The sequence below is a fragment of the Auritidibacter sp. NML100628 genome, from assembly GCF_003185985.1.
GTDB lineage: Bacteria > Actinomycetota > Actinomycetes > Actinomycetales > Micrococcaceae > Auritidibacter > Auritidibacter ignavus.
Window position 1 is genome coordinate 1 of sequence record NZ_QHLP01000018.1, and the last position, 15,963, is coordinate 15,963.

Genomic DNA, 15,963 nt, shown 5'->3' on the forward strand with positions numbered 1-15,963 from the left:
AGCAGTCAACGCGCGTCCTGGACTCCTGGCGGCAACACCCCCCGGATCATCGATGACAGGGCAAAAAAACCATACCAGGACCAGCGACCAGATCCTCTGATGAGGACCTACAAATGAATGTAACGGGCTTAGGCCGGCCCGTTGGGCGTTAGTGGGCGGGTGAAAAATGCCAGTATGTCCTCTGCTCGGTTGATCCCTCACGGTGTGGGATTCAGCACCAGACGACTGTCCGTCGTGGCCCGCCCGACAACCCAGCAACCCGACAACCCGCTGGCCCGCTGCACCGGGCAGATAAGACCCTGCTGACAGGCACCCTCTGCCCAAGCCCCCATCACAACAACGGAACAGGAAGCAATCATGAACCTGTTGGCTAACCCAGGCTTCACCGTTGTCGACGTGACCTGGGGGCTCTACCAGGACATCGTCACCGCCTACAGCACCCGAGAGAGGCGACGGCACAACGCTGTTACACAAAGTCATCTCCGGCCCATACGATCCAGTCGCCGATGACTGGAGGAGCTCAAACGACTCGGACGAACACGCAAACCCCGAACAGAAAACATACTCGCATTCTTCACCCGCCCACCAACGCCCAACGGACCGGGCGAAGCCATCACGAAACCGGTAACTTCAGGCCCCTCCCACACCCCCAAATACGATGCACCACATTCCTGTGGAGGCGGTTTTGACCCAGGGCGGACGGGAGCACACGGTCACGTTTGAACTCGCCACCGCTGGTCAGCGGGGCGTGGTGTTTGATGACTGGACGAGCACTTCCACAACCGAAGCGTACCTCCAAACCGCTGCCGAGGACCTGGAGCACTCGATACGGGCCCCACCGGTGGTGATGTCTGCCTTGCCTGGAATCTCTGTGTTTCACGGGTCTGAAGGTACAAACGACTCCTCGTGGGGCGGTGATGTCACCGTCACGGTGAGTGTAGATATCCCCGATCCCTCGGCCGTAGCATCCGTGGAGTTCGACCAGGGCTATACCGGGAGCTGATCGGTGATGTGGTCGCTGGGATCGAAGCTCGAATCGATGGGGTTAACACTGACAAATATGAGGGTGAATGGAGCAGGACGAGACCACCATCGACCCGCTGGATGTGTGGGACCTGCCCGATCAGGAATCCTTCGTGGTGACCGACGGCGAGTCCTTCACGCATAACGACCAGGCACCCATGAGGACCTTGACGACTCAGCCATGAGGGAAAGCAACCCCTCCCTTGCCGCGGACGAGAAAACCAGGAAGCCGACCATTTATCTGGGCAGTTTGCTATGCCCCGGGAGACAGTCCAACTATCCAGTGGCCATCTGGCCATCGTCCTCATCCTCATCCACCCCGATCCCCGATGTATACATCGACCGTGGGGCGCTGGCTGATGTTTGGGAAAAGTGCCATGAGGTATCGGTCTCGAGCACGACTGTGTATACACTGGGGTGATGTGAGAGCAAGTGACCTAGCTTACGAAACACTTCGGGATGACATCATCCATTGGACCTTAGCCCCGGGAAAGGTACTGGCTGAAGTAGAACTCTCGGAGCGACTCGGTGTATCCCGCACACCGGTGCGAGAAGCCATTGCCCGGCTGGTCGCTGACGGCTTGGCCACCCAGCAGGGGACTCGAGCCACCACGGTCTCCGATGTTTCGTTGCCGGAAGTGCGTCACATGTTCGAGTTGCGCCGGTTGCTCGAAACAGCGATCGCCCGAGCCGCCGCGAGTGCTGATCAGATGCACCGTGAGCCGTTCGTGGAGTTGGCCGAAGCTTTTGAGAACGCTGCCCGGCGACACACACTGGAATCCGAACCCTATTATCAGCTGGTGTCCCAGCTTGATGACCGGCTCGACCAGGCCGGGCAGAACTCATATATCACCGCCGCGGTGAGAAATCTGCGGATCCACCTGCAACGGGTGCGACTGATGGCCCAAGATGATCCGGACCGGTTGCGCGCCTCAGCTTCCGAACACGCAGAGATCGCCCGGGCCGTGGCCAACGGTGATCCCGATGTTGCCCAAGCCGCGACCACCCTCCATCTGCACCACGCCCTCCAACACATTCTTGACCACGCCCTGACCCCCGCATTCAACGCCGCCATTGCGGCAGATCATGAAAGGACATGTGACAGAACATCATGAAAGACCACACAGTACGGGTTTACCGCTCCGAAGAGAACCTGCCCCGAGAAGAGCAACTGGCTTATCAGCTCGCTCGCGTTGCCGCCGACGAGGTCGAGGTGACCGAGGAGGTCCGCGAGATGATCATCAACCGGATCATCGACAACGCCGCGGTGGCCATTGCCTCACTGAACCGCGCTCCGATCGTCTCGGCCCGCGCGCAGGCCACCTCACATCAGGCTTCCCACAGTGGTTCCGGGGCCTCGATCTACGGCGTGGACACAAAAACCTCCCCGGAATGGGCAGCCTGGGCCAACGGCGTGGCCGTGCGCGAGCTCGACTACCACGACACGTTTCTGGCCGCCGAATACTCGCACCCCGGAGACAACATCCCGCCGATTCTGGCCGCCGCCGAACACGTGGGGGCCTCCGGCCACGATCTGATCCGCGGTCTGGCCACCGGGTACGAGATCCAGGTCGATTTGGTCAAGGGGATCAGTCTGCACGCTCACAAGATCGATCACGTTGCCCACCTGGGCCCTTCGGCGGCAGCCGGTATCGGAACCGTGCTCAAGGCCGAGGTGGAGACCATTTTCCAGGCCATCGGGCAGGCGTTGCACACCACCACCGCGACCCGTCAGTCGCGGAAGGGCGAAATCTCCACGTGGAAGGCGCACGCACCGGCCTTTGCCGGCAAGATGGCCGTGGAAGCTATGGACCGTGCCCTGCGCGGGCAGACCTCGCCGGTGCCGATCTACGAAGGCGAGGATGGCGTGATCGCTTGGTTGCTGGATGGCCCGGACGCTGAATACACCGTCCCGTTGCCCGAGGCTGGCGAAGCCAAGCTGGCCATTTTGGATACCTACACCAAGGAGCATTCCGCCGAGTACCAGGCCCAGGCCTGGATCGATCTGGCACGCAAGTTGCACCACGAGCACCCCGAGGTGGCCGATCCGGCCAACGTTGAATCGATCAAGATCGCCACCTCGCACCACACCCACTACGTGATCGGTTCCGGAGCCAACGACCCGCAGAAGTACGATCCCACCGCTTCGCGGGAGACCCTGGACCACTCGGTGCCCTATATCTTCACCGTCGCTCTGCAGGATGGTACCTGGCACCACGTCGATTCCTACGCGCCCGAGCGTGCCGGTCGCGAGGATACCGTGGCCCTGTGGCACAAAGTCACCACCGAAGAAGACCCGGAATGGACCCGTCGGTACCACTCGCTTGATCTAGATGAGAAGGCCTTCGGCGGTTCGGTGACCATCACCCTGACCGACGGATCGGTGATCACCGACGAGATCGCTGTGGCCGATGCGCACCCGCTGGGTGCTCGTCCCTTCGGTCGCGAGCAGTACATCAACAAGTTCCGCGCACTGGCTGAGGGTGTGGTAGATGAAGAAGAGATCCAGCGCTTCCTGTCGGTGGTCCAGGATCTGGAAAACCTGCCGGCCGGTGAGCTGGGACAGCTCAACATTCGCGCGACAGCCGGTGTGATCAATCCGGCCGATGATCCTCGGGGATTGTTCTAGATCTGGTCGTGCCTGACCGATGTATGTCGTAAGGAGAGGATGACACGCTATGTTGTACTCCACCGTCGCCCCCGAAGCGAAACGTCAACACCTGCGGGAGATTCTCAAACCCGGGGCTGCCGTGCAGTTTCCCGGAGCATTCAACCCGCTCAGCGCCAAGCTGATCGCCGAAAAGAATTTCGATGGCGTCTACGTCTCCGGCGCGGTGCTGGCCAATGACCTGGGGCTACCCGATATCGGGCTGACGACCCTATCTGAGGTGGCTACCCGCGCCGGGCAGATCGCCCGGATGACTGACCTGCCGACCATCGTGGATGCTGACACCGGATTTGGCGAGCCGATGAACGTGGCTCGAACGGTGCAAATGTTGGAGCTGAACGGCCTGGCCGGGGCCCACATCGAGGACCAGTTCAACCCGAAGCGGTGCGGACACCTAGATGGTAAGAACGTAGTCGACACCGAGACCATGATCAAACGCATTGCTGCTGCGACTGATGCCCGGATCGATGAGAACTTCCTGATCATGGCCCGCACCGACATCCGGGCCGTGGAAGGCCTGAACACCGCCATTGATCGGGCCAAGGCACTGGTCGATGCCGGAGCGGATGCGATCTTCCCGGAGGCGATGAAGGACCTGAGCGAATTCGAGCAGGTCTGCCAGGCCGTGGATGTCCCGGTGCTGGCCAATATGACCGAGTTCGGTAAGTCCGAGCTATTCACCCGCCAGCAGCTGGCTGATGCTGGTATCGCAGTGGTGATCTACCCGGTCACACTGCTACGCTCAGCCATGGGAGCCGCCGAACGGGTGTTGGATGAGATTGCTTCCTCGGGGACGCAGCAAGCCGCCGTGGACCAGATGCTCACCCGCGCCAGGCTATACGAGCTGGTGGACTACGAGGCCTACAACACCTTCGACACCGGAATTTTCAACTTCCAGGTGCCCGGGTTGGACATTGAACAGAACGCTGAGAACCTCTAGACCTCTGGTCGCGGAGGGCACTAGATGTGGAAGGAATACTCTCAACCATGAGTGAGAACACCGAGATCAAGAAAGGACTGGCCGGAGTTGTCGCAGACTACACCGCCATCTCCAAGGTCAACGCTGAGACTAATTCCCTGCTCTACCGCGGGTACCCGGTCCAGGAGTTGGCCGCAGAGAAGTCCTTTGAAGAAGTAGCACTGTTGCTGTGGACGGGCGAGCTTCCCACCGAGGAAGAACTGGCTGCGTTCACCGAATTCGAACGCGCCAATCGGGCCTTGGACCCAGCGGTCAAAGAAGCCATTGACCTGTTGCCCACCGACTGCCATCCGATGGATGTGGGCCGGACCGCCGTCTCCGTTTTGGGTGCCCGCGACGATCGTTCGGAAGACTCCTCCCCGGAGACCGAGCTGGCCAAGGCCCAAGAGATCTTCGTGGCGTTCCCGGCCGTGGTGGCCTACGATCAGCGCCGCCGGCGTGGTCAGGAGATCATCGAGCCCCGCGATGATCTCAACTACGCCGAGAACTTCTTGTGGATGACCTTTGGCGAAGAGCCGGCCCCCGAGGTCGTGGATGCGTTCCGAGTGTCGATGATCCTCTACGCCGAGCACTCCTTCAATGCCTCCACCTTCACCGCGCGGGTGATCACCTCCACCTTGGCCGATATGCACTCAGCGATCACCGGTGCCATCGGGGCTCTGAAGGGATCGCTCCACGGTGGGGCGAACGAGGCCGTGATGCACACCTTCGAGGAGATCGGCATCCGTACCGAGGAATCCCGCGAAGAGGCCGCTGCTCGGGCCAAGAGCTGGATGGAACAGGCCCTGGCCGACAAGAAGAAGGTCATGGGCTTCGGCCACCGGGTGTACAAGAACGGCGACTCGCGCGTGCCGACCATGAAACAGGCCTTGGATGCCATGGTGGACTATTACGGTCGTGGAGAGCTGATGGGCCTGTACGACGGACTGGAAACCGCCATGTCGGAGGCCAAAGATATCAAACCCAACCTGGACTACCCGGCGGGGCCTACCTATTACCTGATGGGCTTCGATATCGAGATGTTCACCCCGCTGTTCATCGCTGCCCGGTTGACCGGTTGGACCGCCCACGTCATGGAACAGCGTGCCAATAACTCGCTGATTCGCCCGCTGTCGGAATACAACGGTCCCCAGGAGCGTCACCTGTCCTAATGTGTCGTGACATCGCTGCTCGGCCCCGGGATCTGCGGTTGTGGCGGGTTCCGGGGCCGAGCTGTGATAGGCCACGCTGTGGCAAGCCGAGCCACACGGGTGCCCTGACGGTGAACCTGGTGTCGTCGGACGTTGCTCACAGCACGGAGCTGTCGCGAGAGCACCGAGAGGGTGTTCGTCTTCGGCTGGTCAGCAATTCTCCGAACGTTAAGGTGTGGATTAACTTCCGGTATCACTGGTGGTTTTACCCTAGGGACTATGCGCTTTTCACCATCACCACACCCCGCAGATCAACCACGAACCCTGTCACTTGCCGGCCTGGCATTGCGCGCTACGTGCGCGGCCGTTGCGGCTGGCGCTCTGGTGGCAACCTCCACTATCACCAACGTTGCGGTGACACCGGCTACGGCGAGCAACCAAGGGCAGTCCAATGATGAAGGCCAGCAGACTGATCAGAACGAGCAGGATCAGATCCAGTTCAACGTTATCTCGGGCACCTTTGACGAAGAGCTGGTCAACCCCACCGAACAGTCCTACGAGCAGGCACCCCGCGAGGTAGCACAGCTGGACGAGCAGACGCTGGATACCAACTCTGAGGGCCCGGGGCGACAGCCGTACCAGATCTACCAGGTCGACAATGCTCGGGCCGGCCAGATCATCACCGTCACCGCCGTGGTGGACCCCAACCGGAAAGTCCAGCTGATGGTCTGGGATCAGCAGGCAGGCGAGTGGGAGCTGGCCGCCGATGAGCAGGGGCAGGCCCCCGAGAACACCGAGCTCAGCGCGTTGCTAGGCACCCAGGCCTTCAACGATCAGGGACTGGCTTACGTGGCCGTGGTGGGCGAGGATCCACACATGACCGGTTCCACCGAGTGGAACCCCACCGACGCCCCGGCACTGGGTGGCTTCCGCGATCCCAGCACCTATGATTTTTCGATTGCCCACATCACGGACACGCAGTTCCTCGCTGAGGGGGCCGTGTCTGAGGATCCGGAAGTAGCCCAGCGCTTCGGTCAGGTCTACCGCGACCAGGTTGAGTGGATCGTGGACAACGCTGAGGATCGCAAGATTGCCTACACCGGTCACACCGGTGACATCATCGAAAACTACATGAACCTCAACCACTCCGCCGAGCACGCTCGCAAGGAGTTCGGTTTTGCCTCGCAGATGCAGCAGATCCTGGATGATGGCGGGGTCCCCAACGGTATTTTGCCGGGTAACCACGATAATAAGTGGGGCCGGGAAGATAACTCGCTGTACAACGAGTTCTTCGGACCGGAGCGCTACGAGGCGCTGTCGGATACTTGGGAGAATGCCGAATACGGTGGCCCCTGGGCCGAAGGCGACAACGCGGCGCACTACGACCTGTTCTCGGCTGCGGGACAGGATTTCGTTGCCGTGCACCTGCCGTACGGTCACAGTCGCGAGATGCGGCAGTGGGCCAGTGAGATCTTCCAGTCTTTCCCCGATCGCGATGGGTTACTGTTCACCCACGCCTACCTGCAGGCTTCGAATAACGATGACGGTTCCATCTCGGGGATCGCGCCGTATGGCTTCCACGGGTTCCTGGGGGGTGAGGGGTTCTACATTCGCGATGAGGTCGTCGAGCCCAACGAGAACGTCGTGATGGTGCTGTCGGGTCACTATCACGGTACCGCCTGGAACGTGAACCACAACGGTCCTGGTGCACCCAGCTTCGAAATGCTGGCCGACTACCAGAACTATGAGGTTGACGGAGAGCGCCGGACCGGGTTCATGCGCCTGTTGCAGTTCGATGTGGACGACAGCGAGGTCACGATCAACACCTACTCGCCGACCTTGGACTCCTTCGACGCGCCCAGCTACGACACCTCGATCCCACGGAATTACATTCCTGAGTCGGACCAGTACACCGTGCCTATCTCCCTGAGCGCGCGCAGCACCATGCTACGGACCGACGAGGTCCGCGTGGGTGAGGCTGACGAGTCTGAGCCACAGGCACCGGTGCGTGTGGACCCGATCTCCGACGTTCACGGTACGGTCAACGAGCCCATTGAGGATGTTCAGGTCGTAACGCACAACGCGGAGACGGTCACGATCTCCGGTCTGCCGAGTGGTCTGAGCTATGACGGTGAAACCGGCGTCATTTCGGGAACTCCGACTGAGGCGGGAACCTTCACCGCTACCGTGACGGCTACTGGTGAAGCTGGTGAAGACACCCAGTCGGTGCGGTTCGTCATTGAGCCGGAACCAGAAAACCTGCAGGTGAGTATCGCCGAGATCGCTGATCAGACGGTGACCATCAACGAAGAGATCGACCCGATCGCCGTTTCGGTCGAGCCGGCCGATGCTGAACTGGATATCACCGTTGATGGCTTGCCCGAGGGCGTGTCCTACAACGCTGAGACCGGCGCGATTGAAGGAACTCCGACCGATGAGGGAAGTTTCGAGGTTTCGGTGCGGGCTCAGAATGAGTCTGGTGACTCCGCTGATGAGATCACCTTCACGCTGACCGTTGAAGCTGCTCAGGAGGGGCCGACTGAGGACCCGACTGATGCGCCTGGTGACGGTGAGTCGTCTGATGAACCGATCGAGGATCAGACCGAAGAACCGAGTGAAGAGCCCGGTCGCGACACCGATGGTGACGACACCGACGGTGACGACACTGACACCGATGACCAGGCCGGCTCTGACAAGGAATCTGGTGAGGATTCTGGCCAGGATGCCGGTGAGGACCAAGCTCAGGATACCGAAGGCGACACCTCAGCTGAGGACTCCCAGGCAACTGAAGACAGCGAGGGAACCTTGGCGGCAAGCGGTGCGACAATCACGTTGGGAGCGCTCGGTTTGGCAGCGCTGTCGATCGGACTGGGGTGGGTGCTGATGCGCCACCGTCGCCAGGCCTAATTGAGACCAGCGTGGCCTCGTGAGGGGGTCTCGTGCAGTCTCACGACCTTCGGGGAGTGCTACGCCGAGAGATCGGGGTGGGGCTCCCCGTCGTGTTGGTCGGCTTGTTGCTGGAGTGTACGAGCGCGAGCTTCTTGGGCGCGAATGATCGGACGACGTGCGAGGAAGGTGACGACGAAGCTGAGCACCAGTGCAACAATCACACCAAGGTTGGAGTAGGCCCAGTCGCCGTCTTTTCCGCCCAGAGGCCCCAGGAAATAGCCCTGCCAGTTGTTCCACGGCGCCTCGGCGGCGAATTGGTTGATCACCAGTCCCCAGCCGATGATCGAGCTGATGACGAAAGTCACCAGGGAAATCAGGTCCCAGGAACCATAAAGACCGCGGGGGTTGAATAGGGAGGGCTCGTGATAGTCCACGCGCCGGGTGAGGATATCTGCGATGAGGATGCCGGCCCAGGCAGCCAGGGGTACACCGAGGGTGATCAGGAAGGACTGGAATGGGCCGAGGAAGTCTTCGGCGAAGAACACCACCCAGATGGTCCCCACGGTCAGGATCAGCCCATCGATGCCGGCTGCCGCCGGGCGGGGGATTCGAATACCTAGGCTGAGCAGGGTCAGCCCGGAGGAGTAGATGCCCAGCACCGCCCCGGAGACTAGGGCCAGCAGTGCAGTCAGCCAAAACGGGATGATCGCCCAGGTAGGCAGTAGCAGTGTCAGCGTGCCCACTGGGTCTTCGGCGACTCCATCGATCAGGACAGGGTCGGAGCCGGCCAATAACAGTCCGATGGTGACCAGGATGATCGGAGCCGCGGCACCACCGAGGGTATTCCAGAAGACAATCGCAGCGTCAGAGGCGGAACGGGGCTGATAGCGCGACCAGTCGGCGGCGATATTGATCCACCCCAGGCCGAATCCGGTCATGACCATCACCATGGCGCCGATAGTCTGTTGCAAGCTTCCCGGTGGGGTGGACAACACCGCAGCGAAGTTGATCTGGGGGATCACCAGGATGAGGTAGATGATGGTGACCACGCCGGTAAACCAGGTCAAAAATCCCTGGAGCTTCATGATCGTGTGGTAACCGGCCACCGAGGCGGCGACGATCACAGCGGAGACAAAAAGAGCCGCGATCACTTGAATCCCGGTGCCATCCCCCCAACCCATGGTGCTGAACACCGCAGTGGTGGCCAGCACCGCAGAGATGGCCAAGAACGTTTCCCACCCGATGGAGGTCAGCCAGGATATCAGGCCGGGAACTTTTTGGCCGTGGACGCCGAAGGCTGCCCGTGAGAGCACCATGGTGGGGGCAGAGCCACGTTTCCCGGCGATCGCGATCAGGCCACAGAGTAAGAACGAGACGACAATACCGATGATCGACACAACGAAGGCCTGCCAGAACGAAATGCCGAAGTCCAAAACCCAGGCGCCGTAGCTCATGCCGAAGACCGAAATATTGGCGGCAAACCAGGGTTTAAAAAGGTCGGCGGGTTTAGCGGTGCGTTGCTCGGGGGCGATAACCTCGATCCCCGTGGTTTCGACCAGCGGTTTGGTGCTCATAAATTCGGCCCCTTGTCGTTGTGGTGAAGAGTGAGTGCGTTTGTCAGTGATGCAGAACATTATTGATCAGAATAATGATAGTGACGCATTGGAGACAGGTGGTCTCAATAGTGGAAAACTCACGGTGAACAGCGTCATAACCTGACACAGTAGCCGACCAGGACCCCGAGGTGCATAAAAGTGCATAAAAGAGTCCCACAACATAGCCAGAACTATGTCGTGGGACCGTAACTCGGCGGTAGCGGAGGGATTTGAACCCTCGGTACGGGGTTACCGTACACGACATTTCGAGTGTCGCACCTTCGGCCGCTCGGACACGCTACCTGAAGTTTCCCGGAGGAAACTTGACCCACACAGCATAGCTGACATTGCGTGCACTCTCCAATTGAGTCGATGTGCTTAGCGGCGCGCGCGGAAGAAGGTGCGCAATAGAGTAGCGGATTCCTCGGCCATGATGCCGGCGATGACTTCGACCTGGTGATTGAATCGTGGCTCCCGCAGAACATCCAAAATTGATCCACAGGCGCCGGTCTTGGGTTCCCAGGCGCCAAAGATCACGCGGGGGATCCGGGCGGCCACAATTGCCCCAGCGCACATTGCACACGGCTCGAGCGTGACGATCAACGTGGAGTTGTCCAGACGCCAATCAGCCGAGGCGGCCTGGCGGATGGCCAGCATCTCAGCGTGAGCGGTGGGGTCGCCAGAGACTTCGCGACGGTTGTAGCCCTGGCCAATGACAGTGCCGGTGTGGTTGACGAGGAGGGCTCCGATGGGAACGTCGCCGGCGCGGGTGGCTGTTTCTGCAAGATCCATGGCAGTTTGCATCCATATTTCGAGCTGGGCGCGGTCCGGCAATGGGCCGGGCCCGCAGGGAGGATCACAGGCTCCTGTTTCGGTCACGTATCACAGCTTAGCCGTGGGCCCGTTCTCAGGAAATCCAGTCGGGTTGAGTAGAGTTTGGAGCATGCGATTCCACGTTGTTGATCATCCCTTGATTGCCCATAAACTCACCGCGCTGCGCGATGAGAATACGCCGTCACATATTTTCCGTCAGCTCACCAGCGAACTGGTGACGTTGCTGGGATATGAAGCCACCCGGGACCTACCCTTGGAAGAGGTCGAGATCAACACGCCGGTTGCCGCGACCACAGGCGCCCGTCTGGCCGCGCCCCGTCCGTTGGTGGTCCCGATCTTGCGGGCCGGTCTGGGCATGTTGGAAGGCATGATGACGATGACTCCGACCGCTGAGGTCGGTTTCTTGGGGATGCAACGCAATGACGAAACTTTGGATATCATCACCTATGCCGAACGACTCCCCGGGGATCTGGCCGGACGCCACTGTTTCGTTCTCGACCCGATGCTGGCCACCGGGGGAACGCTGGTGGAGGCTATCCGTTTCCTGCACGAACGCAAAGTTCGGCGGGTGACCTGCATTTGCTTGGTGGCCGCTCCGGAAGGGTTGAAGAAGGTCGACGAGGCATACCACCAGATGGACATCGATCTTTTTGTGGCAGCACTCGACGATAGGTTGACCGAACAGGCCTATATTTCTCCAGGCCTCGGTGATGCCGGCGACCGGCTCTACGGTACGGCGGAGTAATCCTATACAGGGATTTCTTGGGTCCAAAAGGAATGCATCGCTATATTACGCGTGATTTTTCTCATATTCAGGGCTGAGAATTTCAGTATGTGGGATATGGGTGGGCCGTGTACTTGCATTACGGGAATGTTACGGGGGAATCTAAGGGGATAGAACATTGTCGAGGCGACGCTCGTCTCGCCGGATGAATCGCACGATGGGAGTGCGATGGATCGGGGACAGCGTAGTGTCGCAGAGTCTGTGTAAGGAATTGCATTCTATGTCCAGCTCAGCCCAAGGATACGTTCACATTTCCGTCCGCAATGCTCGCCGTCGAGCCGAACGAGCTCGGATGGTCCAGGAGCAAGCGCATCATACTTCTCGGCGTGCTGAGTCTGAGGCGATGCAATCTGATCATGCCCGCGCGGACGGGCAGGTGCGTGAGCCCTCGACCATGATGGCTCGTGACGAGGCCCACCCGGGTCTACAGCCGGTGGCGCAGGAAACTGAAGCACGTGGATTCGTGATCTACGTTGGCATGGATGAAGGACTGGCCTCGGCGGCTGGTACCTCGCTGACCAGGCTGGCCAATGAATTGCGCCACTACGTGGAATCGCTGGTTCCCGGGGCGGATACTCACGCAGCTGTGGCCGTTGCCCCGGCCGGAGCTGCCGGTGATGACCTCGAGGTGGTCCGGCAGGTGCTGGGCGATCCGACGATGAATGCCGGGGTTCGTCCTGACTTGGCCCAGCCACCAGCTCCCGTCTCGACACGTCAGCCCGGTGTCTTGATCGACCTGGCCCGCCGCGAAGTGTTGCTGGACGGTGAGCCGTTGAATCTGACTTTCAAAGAGTTCGAGTTGTTGAATTACCTGATCGACAACGGATCCCGCACGGTGAATCGTGACGAGCTGTTGCACGCGCTGTGGGATGAAAGCGATGAGGTTCCCAATGAACGCACCATTGATGTGCATATCCGCCGCTTGCGCTCCAAGCTGGGACGTCTCTCCGGCACGGTACGGACGGTGCGCGGTCAGGGGTACCGCTTCTACGAGCACCCCGAAGTGGTGGTCTGGGCTGCTCCGGAATATTCCATTTAGATCGGGTGGCCACGATAGCAGTGAGGGTATGCCGTGATGACTGTGCGAGGTAACGATCAGCAGAAAACATTAGTGATCATCCGGCACGCTCAAGCCGAACACGGTCTGGGGGTGGCTGACCATGAGCGCACTTTATCAGCCACCGGAGCTCAAGACGCCCCGGAAGCGGGGAAGTGGCTTCTGACTCGGGGGCTGATCCCCGACCAGATCATCACCTCGGATGCGGTACGCACCCGACAGACCACCACCTGGATTCTCTCCGAGCTCGGCGAGCAGGCGGTGACTCCGGCGTTGGATCCACGGCTTTATGAGGCCACCGCGGCCCAGGCGCTATCGGTGATCAATGAAACCGAAGAATCTGTGCGCACACTGTGTGTGGTGGGACATATGCCGTGGGTACAAGACCTCGGGATGCGACTGGCCTCGGTCGCTTCTGACGAGCAATCGGTGATCCGGATGGCCGAGCATTACCCCACGCTGGGCATCCAAGTTTTTGAGATCTCAGCGCGTTGGGCGGAGCTGGATGGGCGGGATGCGCGCATGGTGGATTTCATCGCACCGCGGGGCTGATCAACCGCGGTAATTGGTGGTAATTGGCAAAGTCCGCAGATCGGGCCGAATACCCAAAGGGGAATGCTCCAAAAACTGAAAACCCACATCAGGGCGGATGTGATCTCGGACATAAAAAGCGCGCCCTAAGGGATTCGAACCCCTGACCTTCTGTTCCGTAGACAGACGCTCTATCCAGCTGAGCTAAGGGCGCTGGGTCATCATGACCGTTGAATACTATACGCGGATCAGAACTGAATGCCAAATTGAGGCAAAACCCGCGTGAACACGCACCTCAGGTCTCGACGCGCAACGATCTCAAGCGACACCTCAGCGACGTCTAAGGGGCCGATATGAATAAGAGGGAAATTCCGCTGGGGCGCTGATAGACTGGCCACAGGAGTAACACTGAACTCATCACGTGCTGATACAACGGCGTGTTAGTGGCGATGATCCGATTGGTGGGCTGAGGTAGCTCCCAGCATCGGGTGGATGAGCGTGCTGACTCCGTTTAAACCGAGACCCTAGACTCTAAGGACCCACATGGTTGCTCATGTTGCCTCGAATGATCTCTCCGCACTGGAGGAGAATGCGCCCACGACCTACCGTGACCTGCTGGATTGGGTCAAGGAGGTCGCCGGGCGTACTCAGCCGGACTCCATCTATTGGGTGGACGGATCGCAAGAGGAGTATGATCGGCTCGCGGCGGAACTGGTTGAGGCCGGAACGTTGACCAAGCTGACCGATCCTAAGTTCCCCAATTCCTATGCGGCATTCTCGGACCCCAGTGACGTGGCCCGAGTGGAGGGGCGGACCTTTATCTGCTCCGAAAAGAAAGCCGACGCCGGATTCACCAATAATTGGATGGATCCTCGGGAAATGCGTGCCATCCTTAACGACGCCTTCGCCGGCTCAATGCGTGGGCGCACCATGTACGTGATCCCCTTCGTGATGGGGCACTTGGACGCCGATGACCCCAAGTTCGGTGTCGAGATCACCGACTCGCCCTACGTGGTGCTCTCGATGCGGATCATGGCCCGGATTGGCCAGGATGTGCTGGACCGGCTGACTGAGACCGAAGCCTTCTTCGTCCCTGCCCTGCACTCGGTGGGTGCCCCGCTGGAAGAGGGCGAAGAGGATGTCGCCTGGCCGTGTAATGACACGAAGTGGATCGTGCATTTCCCCGAGAGCCGCGAAATTGTCTCCTACGGTTCCGGATACGGCGGAAATGCTCTGTTGGGCAAGAAGTGCTACTCGCTGCGTATCGCCTCAGCCATGGCTCGCGACGAGGGATGGCTGGCCGAGCACATGTTGGTGTTGAAACTCACCAGCCCGCAGGGCGATGTCCGGTACATTACCGGCGCCTTCCCCTCGGCGTGCGGTAAGACCAACCTCGCGCTGATCGACCCGACCGTGAAAGGGTGGAAGGCCGAGACCCTGGGTGACGACATTGCCTGGATCCGCCCGGACGCGGAGGGCACTCTGCGGGTAGTCAATCCCGAGTTCGGCTTCTTCGGTGTCGCTCCCGGCACCGGTTGGTCCACCAACCCCAACGCGATGCGGGCAATCTCCAAGGGCAACAGTATCTTCACCAACGTCGCCCTGACCGATGAAGGGGGCGTGTGGTGGGAAGGTCTCACCGAAGACACCCCGGAGCATTTGATTGACTGGCGGGGTCAGGACTGGACTCCGGACTCCGATACCCCAGCTGCCCACCCCAACTCGCGGTTCTGCACCCCGATCACCCAGACCGATATGCTGGCCCCGGAGTACAACGAGCCCAATGGCGTGCCGCTGGACGCGATCCTGTTTGGTGGACGCCGGAAGACCACGGTACCGCTGGTCACCGAAGCCACTAGCTGGACCGACGGCGTTTTCAAGGGTGCCACACTGTCCTCAGCGCGCACCGCCGCGGCCGAAGGCCAGGTCGGCGAGGTACGTCGGGACCCAATGGCGATGTTGCCGTTCATCGGATACGCTGCCGGTGACTATGTACAGCACTGGCTCGATATGGAAGATCAGATCGGCACCGAGAAATTGCCCAAGATCTTCTTGGTCAACTGGTTCCGTCGCACCGCCGACGGCGATTTCGCCTGGCCCGGGTTCGGCGAAAATTCTCGCGTGCTGAAGTGGATCGTCCAGCGACTGCAGGGCGAAGCCGAGGCGATCGAAACACCGATCGGTCACGTCCCGACCCGCGATTCGCTGGATCTGACCGGCCTGGATGTGTCCCAGGGCCAAATTGATGCTGCGTTGCACGTCGACCGCGATGAATGGAAGGCCGAGGTCGAACTGATCGAGGAATGGTTCGACAAATTCGGCGACAGCCTGCCACAGGCCATGCGCGAGCGACTCGACCAGCTCAAGGCGGATCTGCAGGCATAACTCCACCTGACCCTCGAACACGGCGGTCAGCACCGACTGTCACCGTTGCCCCGTGACCGTGCACATTTCAGCACGATGACGGGGCAGT

Annotated in this window: 13 protein-coding genes and 2 tRNA genes; 11 read left to right on the forward strand and 4 right to left on the reverse strand. The window is 60.3% G+C overall.

All coding sequences use genetic code 11. The features are described 5' to 3' along the window. The first annotated feature begins 658 nt into the window (after positions 1 to 658). From DCC24_RS10475 to DCC24_RS10500, 7 genes are all read left to right on the forward strand, one after another. Positions 659 to 1,003: a hypothetical protein gene (locus DCC24_RS10475; protein ID WP_110099864.1), complete on the forward strand. Its 345-nt coding sequence runs from the start codon at positions 659 to 661 to the stop codon at positions 1,001 to 1,003. A gap of 67 nt (positions 1,004 to 1,070) precedes the next feature. Then, positions 1,071 to 1,208, forward strand: coding sequence for a hypothetical protein (locus DCC24_RS12095; protein WP_158524664.1), 138 nt, complete (start codon positions 1,071 to 1,073; stop codon positions 1,206 to 1,208). 237 nt (positions 1,209 to 1,445) lie between these two features. Further along, positions 1,446 to 2,138: a GntR family transcriptional regulator gene (locus DCC24_RS10480; RefSeq protein WP_110099865.1), complete on the forward strand. Its 693-nt coding sequence runs from the start codon at positions 1,446 to 1,448 to the stop codon at positions 2,136 to 2,138. After that, positions 2,135 to 3,652, forward strand: coding sequence for an MmgE/PrpD family protein (locus DCC24_RS10485; protein ID WP_110099866.1), 1,518 nt, complete (start codon positions 2,135 to 2,137; stop codon positions 3,650 to 3,652). Before DCC24_RS10480 ends, DCC24_RS10485 begins: the two co-directional genes overlap by 4 nt. A 49-nt stretch (positions 3,653 to 3,701) precedes the next feature. Beyond that, on the forward strand, positions 3,702 to 4,631 hold the full coding sequence (prpB, locus tag DCC24_RS10490) for a methylisocitrate lyase (RefSeq protein ID WP_110099867.1): 930 nt from the start codon (positions 3,702 to 3,704) through the stop codon (positions 4,629 to 4,631). A gap of 47 nt (positions 4,632 to 4,678) precedes the next feature. Further along, positions 4,679 to 5,821, forward strand: a complete 1,143-nt coding sequence (locus tag DCC24_RS10495; RefSeq protein ID WP_110099868.1) for a bifunctional 2-methylcitrate synthase/citrate synthase — start codon at positions 4,679 to 4,681, stop codon at positions 5,819 to 5,821. A gap of 258 nt (positions 5,822 to 6,079) precedes the next feature. Then, entirely contained in the window at positions 6,080 to 8,707 is a 2,628-nt protein-coding gene (locus DCC24_RS10500) for a putative Ig domain-containing protein (protein WP_110099869.1), read from the forward strand. A gap of 59 nt (positions 8,708 to 8,766) precedes the next feature. On the opposite strand, the gene DCC24_RS10505 is transcribed toward DCC24_RS10500, so the two are convergent. The 3 genes from DCC24_RS10505 to tadA all read right to left on the reverse strand — a co-directional run bounded on the left by DCC24_RS10505 (position 8,767) and on the right by tadA (position 11,163). Then, positions 8,767 to 10,263 (reverse strand): cytosine permease, encoded by a 1,497-nt coding sequence (locus DCC24_RS10505; protein WP_110099870.1) that lies wholly within the window; start codon positions 10,261 to 10,263, stop codon positions 8,767 to 8,769. 236 nt (positions 10,264 to 10,499) lie between these two features. Next, positions 10,500 to 10,587: transfer RNA gene (locus tag DCC24_RS10510), tRNA-Ser, on the reverse strand. 75 nt (positions 10,588 to 10,662) lie between these two features. Further along, complete coding sequence (gene tadA, locus DCC24_RS10515) at positions 10,663 to 11,163, reverse strand: tRNA adenosine(34) deaminase TadA (protein WP_369860272.1); 501 nt, start codon at positions 11,161 to 11,163, stop codon at positions 10,663 to 10,665. A gap of 64 nt (positions 11,164 to 11,227) precedes the next feature. On the opposite strand from tadA, the gene upp reads away from it, so the two are divergent. The 3 genes from upp to DCC24_RS10530 all read left to right on the forward strand — a co-directional run bounded on the left by upp (position 11,228) and on the right by DCC24_RS10530 (position 13,511). Beyond that, the gene (gene upp / locus DCC24_RS10520; protein WP_110099871.1) at positions 11,228 to 11,863 is read left to right on the forward strand and encodes a uracil phosphoribosyltransferase; all 636 of its coding nucleotides are present in this window, start codon (positions 11,228 to 11,230) and stop codon (positions 11,861 to 11,863) included. A 259-nt stretch (positions 11,864 to 12,122) separates the two neighbouring features. Continuing rightward, entirely contained in the window at positions 12,123 to 12,941 is an 819-nt protein-coding gene (locus tag DCC24_RS10525) for a winged helix-turn-helix domain-containing protein (protein ID WP_110099872.1), read from the forward strand. A 36-nt stretch (positions 12,942 to 12,977) separates the two neighbouring features. Continuing rightward, positions 12,978 to 13,511, forward strand: coding sequence for a histidine phosphatase family protein (locus tag DCC24_RS10530; protein WP_110099873.1), 534 nt, complete (start codon positions 12,978 to 12,980; stop codon positions 13,509 to 13,511). Between the two features lie 119 nt (positions 13,512 to 13,630). Here the strand turns inward: DCC24_RS10530 and DCC24_RS10535 are convergent. Then, a tRNA-Arg gene (locus DCC24_RS10535) sits at positions 13,631 to 13,704 on the reverse strand. A gap of 329 nt (positions 13,705 to 14,033) precedes the next feature. Between DCC24_RS10535 and DCC24_RS10540 the strand changes: the two genes are divergently transcribed. Then, the gene (locus DCC24_RS10540; RefSeq protein WP_110099874.1) at positions 14,034 to 15,875 is read left to right on the forward strand and encodes a phosphoenolpyruvate carboxykinase (GTP); all 1,842 of its coding nucleotides are present in this window, start codon (positions 14,034 to 14,036) and stop codon (positions 15,873 to 15,875) included. The last annotated feature ends 88 nt before the right edge of the window (positions 15,876 to 15,963 follow it).

Coding starts and splice junctions, on each gene's coding strand:
- DCC24_RS10475 (WP_110099864.1), top strand. CDS start 659: ATGCACCACATTCCTGTGGAGGCGGTTTTGACCCAGGGCGGACGGGAG.
- DCC24_RS12095 (WP_158524664.1), top strand. CDS start 1,071: ATGGAGCAGGACGAGACCACCATCGACCCGCTGGATGTGTGGGACCTG.
- DCC24_RS10485 (WP_110099866.1), top strand. CDS start 2,135: ATGAAAGACCACACAGTACGGGTTTACCGCTCCGAAGAGAACCTGCCC.
- prpB (WP_110099867.1), top strand. CDS start 3,702: ATGTTGTACTCCACCGTCGCCCCCGAAGCGAAACGTCAACACCTGCGG.
- DCC24_RS10495 (WP_110099868.1), top strand. CDS start 4,679: ATGAGTGAGAACACCGAGATCAAGAAAGGACTGGCCGGAGTTGTCGCA.
- DCC24_RS10500 (WP_110099869.1), top strand. CDS start 6,080: ATGCGCTTTTCACCATCACCACACCCCGCAGATCAACCACGAACCCTG.
- DCC24_RS10505 (WP_110099870.1), bottom strand. CDS start 10,263: ATGAGCACCAAACCGCTGGTCGAAACCACGGGGATCGAGGTTATCGCC.
- upp (WP_110099871.1), top strand. CDS start 11,228: ATGCGATTCCACGTTGTTGATCATCCCTTGATTGCCCATAAACTCACC.
- DCC24_RS10525 (WP_110099872.1), top strand. CDS start 12,123: ATGTCCAGCTCAGCCCAAGGATACGTTCACATTTCCGTCCGCAATGCT.
- DCC24_RS10530 (WP_110099873.1), top strand. CDS start 12,978: ATGACTGTGCGAGGTAACGATCAGCAGAAAACATTAGTGATCATCCGG.
- DCC24_RS10540 (WP_110099874.1), top strand. CDS start 14,034: ATGGTTGCTCATGTTGCCTCGAATGATCTCTCCGCACTGGAGGAGAAT.